Source organism: Streptomyces sp. TRM70350, assembly GCF_019219825.1.
Classification (GTDB): Bacteria; Actinomycetota; Actinomycetes; order Streptomycetales; family Streptomycetaceae; genus Streptomyces.
In genome coordinates this window covers 1-325 of the sequence record NZ_JAHUXH010000140.1, presented here as the reverse complement: position 1 = coordinate 325, position 325 = coordinate 1, and the positions used below count along the sequence as shown (strand labels likewise).

The following is a 325-nucleotide window of genomic DNA, read 5'->3' as shown; positions in this document are numbered from 1 at the left end:
TAGCCTCGCGCTTTCATGAAGCGTGCTGTCCGGCAGGTGATCAGGCAAGCGGAAAGTGCCTCTGACCAGCGAGAATGAGGATTGCTGAGGTCCTTGTTCCCGCCCCTGTCGAAGGCACTTTCCAGGTGAAACAGCCTATCGGGTCCTACCCCCATGTCCTTGTCCGAGATGACGGCCGGGCCGTGGTCTCGCAGGCCGGTTCGGACCTGCTGGTCGAAACGGTCCGCAAGACCGGCCTTGACCAGGCCATATCCGCAGCACTCGCCCCCTGGCGAAAACCGCGGGCCGTCCACGACCCGGGCAAGACACTCGTGGATCTTGCGTC

General features: G+C 63.1%; 1 protein-coding gene. It reads left to right on the top strand.

Annotated elements, in window-relative coordinates; translation table 11 throughout:
- Positions 1 to 125 precede the first annotated feature (125 nt).
- Positions 126 to 325 (top strand): transposase (locus tag KWI83_RS37940; RefSeq protein WP_218518909.1); only part of this gene is annotated, 200 nt, incomplete at its 3' end.